This window comes from Sulfuricurvum sp. RIFOXYD12_FULL_44_77 (assembly GCF_001830725.1).
Classification (GTDB): domain Bacteria; phylum Campylobacterota; class Campylobacteria; order Campylobacterales; family Sulfurimonadaceae; genus Sulfuricurvum; species Sulfuricurvum kujiense_A.
The window spans coordinates 1-8,453 of record NZ_MIBU01000078.1; the positions used below are offsets into that span (position 1 = coordinate 1).

The 8,453-nt window shown below is 45.1% G+C and carries 5 protein-coding genes; all 5 read right to left on the reverse strand.

Annotated elements, in window-relative coordinates:
- Positions 1-2,579, reverse strand: a 2,579-nt coding sequence (locus A2517_RS03580; RefSeq protein ID WP_294894208.1) for a chemotaxis protein CheW, incomplete at its 3' end; no start/stop codon positions are given.
- Positions 2,580-2,728: 149 nt separating this feature from the next.
- Positions 2,729-4,165 (reverse strand): YdiU family protein, encoded by a 1,437-nt coding sequence (locus tag A2517_RS03585; protein ID WP_294894210.1) that lies wholly within the window; start codon positions 4,163-4,165, stop codon positions 2,729-2,731.
- 61 nt (positions 4,166-4,226) lie between these two features.
- Positions 4,227-6,038, reverse strand: coding sequence for a FapA family protein (locus A2517_RS03590; protein ID WP_294894216.1), 1,812 nt, complete (start codon positions 6,036-6,038; stop codon positions 4,227-4,229).
- Between the two features lie 4 nt (positions 6,039-6,042).
- Positions 6,043-7,752, reverse strand: coding sequence for an efflux RND transporter permease subunit (locus A2517_RS03595; RefSeq protein WP_294894218.1), 1,710 nt, complete (start codon positions 7,750-7,752; stop codon positions 6,043-6,045).
- Positions 7,752-8,453 (reverse strand): efflux RND transporter permease subunit (locus A2517_RS03600; protein WP_294894220.1); only part of this gene is annotated, 702 nt, incomplete at its 5' end. The genes A2517_RS03600 and A2517_RS03595, both read right to left, overlap by 1 nt.

The following is an 8,453-nucleotide window of genomic DNA, read 5'->3' on the forward strand; positions in this document are numbered from 1 at the left end:
TACGCCATCACTTTGTGAAGCGGGCGAGAGTAGGGCTGGATTAGCTGGGCGTAGATTTTCGGTATATCGAGGATGGAGATCATCTCGTTGGCAAAATCTTCGGGATTATCGGGGATAATAACCGCTTTGGTCAGTGAGTTCTCATTCTTCAATACATTGCTGTAGTGGCTGATGGAGCGCAGTGGAATTTCAGGGCTGCTGTAGATCGCATCGACGGCAACTCCCAGATAAACAACCTGTTTTTCAATGACCGTTTTGACTAGGATGATCGTATCACGTTCTTTGTCGTATTTTTTCTCCATCCCGAGCAGTTTGGCTAATGAAATGACGCTTACCATCCGTTTATCGTAGCTGATAACCCCCATATTGTATTCGCTGGCGTGGAGTATCGAAGTAAGCTCTTGGTGTGCGAGAGAACAGACAACGTTTTTGGATTCGATCGCAAAGAGTGATCCCCCGATGAAAAAGGTTGAAATCTCACACGTCTCTTCCGTTCCGTTCGGTTTAGGATAGGTATACGTACGCTGAGCCGGCGCTTCATCTTCAAGCACTTGGATTGCACCGATAGGGCGGTAGAGGAGGGAGATGATATCGTTATCGTACCCGTCACTTTGTTTGTATTCTCTGTATCCGTTGGAGCAGGTTGCACCGAGTGCGTAATAGACCCCCTCAAAAGGGAGAATCTGCGCATCGCTCTGACCCGGGCTGAGTTCTAAGATCGATACAGGAAGGCTCAGCACCTCTCCCACACGGATATCAGAGGTAGTAGAGGAGATGACACGGCCATTGCGATCGATAAAGAGGGCAAACATCCCCTCAGGGATGGCATGATTTTCATCTTTAGGGAGTGTGTCGTGCAACATCGCTTCAAACTGAGATTCGGCATCGAAGACGATTCCGATTCCCCCCACATTTTCTTCCTTGCTGTTACGAATACAAGCGTTATAGATATAGGTTGAGCGATTGGCGTAATAAGGGCTCGGTTCGAACGTCGATACGACATACTCCTGCGTCGTTTTAAGATCGAGTGTCTCCATCGCCCACGTATAGCCGATTCTTTTTCCAATAAGCGCGTGATCCTCGGGAGTCGATACAGAGACAATAACCCCCTCTCGATCATAGATAAACATCGCAGTGTAAACGGTATAGAGATCGTTGATGTAACCCAAAATGGAGTTCATTTTTTCACGATCAGCTTCGCTTACACTCCCCTGTGAGAGACACTCTCGAAAGGTCGTGGTGAGTGCCCACCATCGGCAGTCGTTTGCCCGCTCATACAGATTGCGATCCATAATATCAATCGCGAGAGAAGATTGAAATTTTAAATCCTCAAGATACTGAACCATCATGGCTGAATTGAGGTTGGCGACGGTATGATCAAACACCCGTTTGGTCTCTTCACCTGTTTTGGAAATTTCAGAGAGGAGCGCTTTGGTAAAAGGGCTTTCATGACCGATAGCATTGGCGATTTGAACATTGCCGTTCCAGACGGTAATATCGAGTTCGCTTTGGATTTTTCGGGCTTTATCCAAAATGTCTTTTAGCTCTTGGGGATAGTAGGCTTGCGCGTTGGCAACCGAGTCAAACAGCTCATTTTTTAGAAATGAGGGGCGGGACGAGGAGCGAAATGCAAGGTGGAGGGGAACCATCGCATGGCCGATCCATCCTGAACCGTTATACCCCTGATATCCGGTTGTTTTGACCGCTTGGTAGAGGTATTCGAATCCGGCATAGTAGGTTTGGTGATCTTCGTTATTGCGAGGGCTTAGATAGGAGCCTATCGGTACATGATGCGCCGATGAAGAGGCGATAACGGTGCCATCAGAACCGAGAAGTTCGAGGGCGATGTAGGGATTTTCACGGGTGAGTTTTCGAAAAATGCTTTGCAGCTCATTTTCAAAACGGAAAATGAGGCACAATACCCCTAAAGGCTCATCACTCTCACTTTTACTCACACGGTAGGAGTAGATAAGGGAGGGTTTATTGTGGTTAAGATCGCTTGTGCGAAAGGTTTCAACATACCCTTGATGGGTTCGCAACGATTCACTCAACAAAGAATCTTTGGAGTGGGTGATCGGGTTGGTGGTATCGAGCTGTACGAGTACTTTTCCTTTGGTATCGAGCAAGATAATGTTTTCATAGACGCTGTATTTGGAAACATATTCACGAAAACGCTCGGTAAGCGCCTCTTTTTTTCGGATTTTGATTTCACGCATCTCTTCCGAAGCAGACATATCGGCTGAGTTTAAAAAGAGGAGATAATCGCGTATATCATCATCGGTAGCGAGAAATCCGATATCGGCGGTACGCTCAAAAAGGTTACGGATCAGGATATCGATCGCCGTTTGGGCTTTGGATTCCAGTTCGTTGAGGCTTTTATTAAAAGTTTCTTCGATGAGACGCAGCAGAGGTTCATCCAGCAAGTCTTCGAATGCTTTTCGGGTTTCGCTCGTATCCATTCCGATATTGGACATAGAACCAAGGAGGGTGAGTAAATCCCATTTGGCGGACAAGGTACTCATGTTTTTTTCAAAATTTTGGACATCGCTCATATAGCGGATGAGATGGTTGCGTTGCATACGGGTTCCTGTAGAATGAAAATTTAGGTTAAATAATGGTCACAGTATAGAGAGATTCAAGAGAAATTTTGGATAAATATTGATCAAAAAATAACCACTTTTTCGTTGATTACCTTTTGATTACAATCTGAATGGTGGATAAATAAGCGCTATGAAGAGCAGCTTAGTTTTAAATTTTTGTATTGATTGGGTGTGGAACCTGCATAGCGCTCGAATGCATGGTGTTCATCGTACGGGCTTTGAGCTAGTGTCAGCAGATTATTCACAAGAGAAAAATCGTTTTTTTCGGCAGCATCAATAGCCTCTTGGAGAATATAGTTTTTTAACACGTATTTGGGATTGGTACGGAGCATTTTCGCGTGCCGAGCATCGGGGGATAAGGTGTTGAGACGTAATCGTTCATCGTATCGTTTAAGCCATTCGTTCAACTGATTCGGAGCGAGTGTTAATGCACATAACGGCTCTTTGTCTCCGTCATAGCGACTGAGGGTTCGAAAAAAGGGGGTCATATCGATACGCCCGTTTTCCATAATACTAAAGAGGGAACGGAGCAGTTCGCTGTCGTTCTTATCCGCACTCTCAAGTCCGAGTTTCGCCCGCAAAAGCTCCAGCAGATGGAGCGTGAAATACTCTCCGTATTTGTCGAGTTCATTTTTGAGTTTTTTTTCATGGATGAGGGGTGAGAGGGCATGGGCTAACCGCTCCAGATTCCAATAGCCGATGCGGGGCTGATTATCGTAGCTGTACCTTCCCTGTGTGTCGGTATGGTTGCAGATGTAACCGCTCTCAAAGGTATCCAAAAAGGCAAAAGGGCCGTAATCGATTGTGAGCCCGATCGCAGACATATTATCGGTATTCATAACCCCGTGATTAAAGCCGACCGATTGCCAGTGGGCAATAAGGTGAGCCGTCCGTTTAACGATCTCTCCAAACATCTTGAGATAACTATTCTCGACACCGACTAACTCCGGAAAGGACTCTTGAAGTAAAAAATCGGCTAAATTTTCGAGTTTATCGTAGCGATTGGAGTGGAAAAAGTACTCAAAAGTGCCGAAGCGTATCCATGAGGGGGATAATCGCAGTACAACGGCTCCGTGCTCCCAACGCTCACGCGCTACTTTCTCATCGGAAGTGATGAGGGCTAAGGAGCGGCTGGTAGGGATACCCAGCGTGTGCATCGCTTCGCTGAGGAGATATTCTCGGATACTGGAACGTAATACGGCACGTCCGTCGCCTTGACGAGAATAGCGGGTTTGTCCTGAACCTTTTAACTGTAAATTCCACCCCTTGGTAGCACCTAGATTTATCGCACGGCCATCTCCGAGTCTGGGGACATAATAGCCGAATTGATGACCTGCATAACACATCGCATAGGGGCGAGAACCGCTCAGCAATAAGGTGCCGTTGAGAAGTGCTTCTATTTCACTGGTATCAATGTGTGCAGGATCAAGCCCCAAAAGTAGAGTTCCTGATGGATTGAAGCTGACGAGGCGGGGATGTTTGAGCGGTGTCGGAGCCACTTCATGATAAAAAATGGGATCAAGGGATAAATAGGGGGTACTAAGAGTTAGGTCTGATATTTTCATACCAGAGTTTTACCGCAAAAAGTTAAAGCTCTCGGAGGGATATGAAAGGAGTTTTGTTTTTTTAGGATTCCAGCAGAAATCTTTTTTCATCATCCTCTTTTTGCAACCGGACGTGAGTTGCTTTTCCCTCAGGGGTGATACCGTGTTCTTTGTGTGTTTTGGGATCGATAAAAAGGATACGATTATGTCCGTTATAGACTCCGTAGTGGGTAACAACAGCATGTAGATCGGCTTCGTAGAGCTTCTCCAATTTCTCTTCTAACTGTTGAAGAGAGGCTTCGTGCTCTTTGATAATATCGGCAAATTCTTTAAGCTGTTCCGCTTCGGTTTTGTATTGTTGAAGTCTCACCAAATCGGCTCTTAAAGGAATTTCCCCTTTTTTTTGTTTGGCAAGTACCCGTTCTTGGATTTGTTGGATACGCTCATTTTGTTCTTTGAGTTTGATCTTTCGGGAAATAAACTCTTTACTATCAACCTGAATTTTGGAGTTTTTATCTCGAATATTCATCTCTAACTCAGAAATTTGGTAATTATAATTCTCAATTGCAAGGGGATCTATAATGAGGTTGTTTCCTTCCCCTTCGATGTTCTGGATAGTAATGGATTCGAGTGCGATGACACGGGCATTGGAATAGAGGGTCTCGATATGAATCTCACGTGCGATGACCTCACCTCCCACCATTTTTTTGATCCGAATAATATCGGCTTCCACTTTTCCCGCTTCCAAAATGGTGATATTGGCCTCTTTTGCTTTGAGATTGCCGCGATGGAGATGAATATTGGCAATTTCGGAAACATTGATGTGCGATTTTTTATGGGTTTGTGCTCCGATATTGACTTCACATGCTTGAATCTTAGCATTGCTTCCGACCGTACCGCTCATATCGAGTTTTTGAACATCGATATTGACTCCCATGCCGACGGCATCTTCACTATCCACTTTTTTATTGATTCTGAGCGATACGTCTTTATCCCATCCGGTTTCGATCGAGCCGGTTTTTCTCAAGCTGGCATTTTCGATTTGGAGTTCTTGAGAAATAGAAAAGATCCCTTGTTTACGCTCTACAAAACCAGAAACGGTTGTATAAAAGCGGATGCTCTCCTCATCCTCTTCGGCTCGGATGGTTTCCGGGTCAATCAAAATATAGGTAGCGTATTTAACTACCGGATCGGGAACCGCGATGTGTTCACCCGTACATGCCCGTCCGTCACGTCCGTATTTTGGAAGTATATATTCGAGAATCAAATCACCCGGATTGACCCCCTCGATGAGGCTCTTCGTTTTATTGAGCTCTTTATAGTGGAGGATAACTTTATCATTGATAGGAACAATCGGGAGGAAAAACTCTCCGATAGGGAGACGATACAGAAAAGTTAGCGGCCCCTCTTTTTGTATTTTAATGATAAGCCGATTGATCTCTCGATCCAGATCCAGATCATATAAACCAATGAGGAGTCCATGCCGGAGCTGTTTACGAATTATTGCCTCTTTGAGCCACTCTTGAACCCCTTTTTTAAGGGGAATTTTAGAGGCCGGATTGATGATGGCAATCGCTTTGCTTTTGGTTTTATCGGTTGCGATACTAAAGTTCAAGTCGAGATAGGGGTGAGGTTTGAAGAGTCTGATGTGTATTTGGTATTCTTGACGAATCTGAAAATGGGGAGAGCGGAGTTCAACTTCGGTTGTTTGAGAAAGGAGGTCTTTTTCTCTTAAAAGCTGCCACTCCTCATCCATAGACTCTTTAAAATAGGTCTCGTAAGAGAGGAGATCAAAATCAAGTTTTTCTACCGCTATTCTCTTTTCTAGGGCAATCTTTTTCAAATCTTGTGTAACATTTGATGAGATTACCGTGATCGGAACAAAAGCGGACATTGATTTATGGCTCCATTACTGATACCGCTTTACGCTCATGAAAGTTGAAGTGACGTTCCAAATCAGAATTATGGATTAGAACGGGGACAACCACAAGCGATGCGATGACTGCTGCTATTGTACCAAAAATTAACGATACTCCAAGCCCTCCGAAAACTGCATCACTCGCTAAGAGTGTCGACGCGAGGATAATCGCCGCGGCAGTGAGGAAAATAGGCTTGGCACGGGTAGCGGTAGCATAGGCTATCGCCTCTTTTTTATGCATCCCTTTGTCCACCATGAGGGATTTTGTAAAATCGACCAGTAGTAGAGAGTTACGAGAACTGATACCGATCAGGGCAATAAACCCGATTAAAGAGGTTGCCGTGAGGAAGAAGGTATCTGTCGTGAATATGTCCATAATCAAATGGCCGAAAATAACGCCGATGATGGAGAGGAAACTTCCGAGCAATACGATACCGCTGAGGATAAAGCTTTTGTAGTAAATAACCATCAATAAGAAGATAAGAATCAGTGCCGCGATGAAAGCACCGCCGAGATCGACAAACGTATCTAGGGTTACTTCCATCTCTCCATCCCATAAAAGCTCATACCGCTCCGCAGTTTTTTTATCGATCAGTTCAAGGTTAAAAAGGCCGATCTTATGGATTTCGTATTCATCACCGAAAGTATCGAGAATAACGTTACGGGCATCCATCAGCGGATAGACCTGAGAGACCATATCGGTCTCGGCAACGACATTACTCATTTGGTGAAGGTTCTTAGAGAGTATCATCGGATTCGATTTTACTCCCACGATATCGACAACCTCGGTAATCGGTACCATCATCCCCATTTGATTTAAAAGGGTGAGAGAGGAGAGTTTCATCTCGATAGCGAGTTTATCGCGAGATGCAAACTTTTTCCCCTCAGGGGTCAAGGTGAGAAAAATAGGGATTTGATCGGTTGATTTTTGAGAGTTTTTAACGGCAACTCCCATCCCTTCAAACGCTAGATATAAGACATCGTTGACATGTTTAACATCGAGAGCGGAACGGGTGATTTTATCGGTATTGACGCGAACTTCGAATTTATCGTAAATCTCATCTTGCATAATATCGATATCGACAAGCCCTTCGGTTTTTTGAAAAACCCCTTCGATGCGGTTGCTAAGATGGCGAATTCCATTGGCATTATTACCGTAAACTTCGGCAACGATAGCCGCCATTGTCGGAGGACCTGCCGGCGGTTCGACAAATTTGATATTCGTCCCCGGATAAAGATTGCCGCACTCTTTTTGAATCACCGGTCGTAGCCGTTGAACCATCATATACGAAGGCTCGTCACGATCGTGCTTTTTGGTCAGATTGACCACCACTTCCGCAACGTTTTCGTTATTTTTAAAGTGGCTTCCTTTGATAAGTCCCGCAAAATCAAGCGGTGATCCTGTCCCTAAAAAGACCTCGGCATCCAGTGCCTCTTTTTCGTGCTGTAAAATACCTACAGTACAATCGGTAACACTGCGTGTCTGCTCGATAGAGCTTCCATTAGGGAGATCGACATAGATACTGTAGGTGTCATTATTTTTTCCCGGCAGCATTTTTGCCAAAACGAGTTCACTCGGAATCAAAGCAACCGAGAGGATAAAGGCGATGAGTGTCCCCCAAAGCACCCTCTTTTTTTTGATAGGGGAACTCAAAAGATCGAGTAAATAATTTTCAAATTTTTTATACATTAGTGAGAGTCTCCGTGGTGTTCGGGTTTTTTAAGAAGTCGTACCGCTAAATACGGAGTGAAAATATAGGCAACAAAAAGGGATGCGACAAGCGCTACAGGGACATTGGCAGGGATCGGTTTCATAAACTGTCCCATCATTTGCCCGACAAATGCCATCGGCACCATCGTGAGGATAATGGCTAAGGTAGCAATATTGGTCGGTGCACCGATCTCATCGGTTGCTTCGATCATCAGCTCATCGGCATCTCTCTCGTGCGCTCCGGGTGCGTGGAAATGGCGGTGGATATTTTCTATAACGATAATCGCTGCATCGACGAGAAGCCCTAGACTGAGGAGGAAGGCAAAGAGGGTAATACGGTTTACCGTTTGCCCCGTAATATAGGCGATAAAGAGGGTAATCGCCAAAATCGCCGGAACGGTGAAGGTGACGATGAGTGACTCTCTCCAGCCAAGGACAAACGCTAACAAAATCGCGATGATGACGATGGAGAGGATCAAGTGAAATACGAGTTCGTTAACCGCTTCGTTTGCCCGCTCGCCGTCGTTGCGGGTGATGACGTAGTTGATCCCCTGTGCAGCCATTTGCTCTTTGTATTTTTCGAGTTCTTCTTTAACGGCTTCTGCGATGATAACAGCATTCGTCCCTTGGAGTTTGGAGACAGTGAGGGTGATTTGATCTTTGAGGGGTGAAAATTTGCC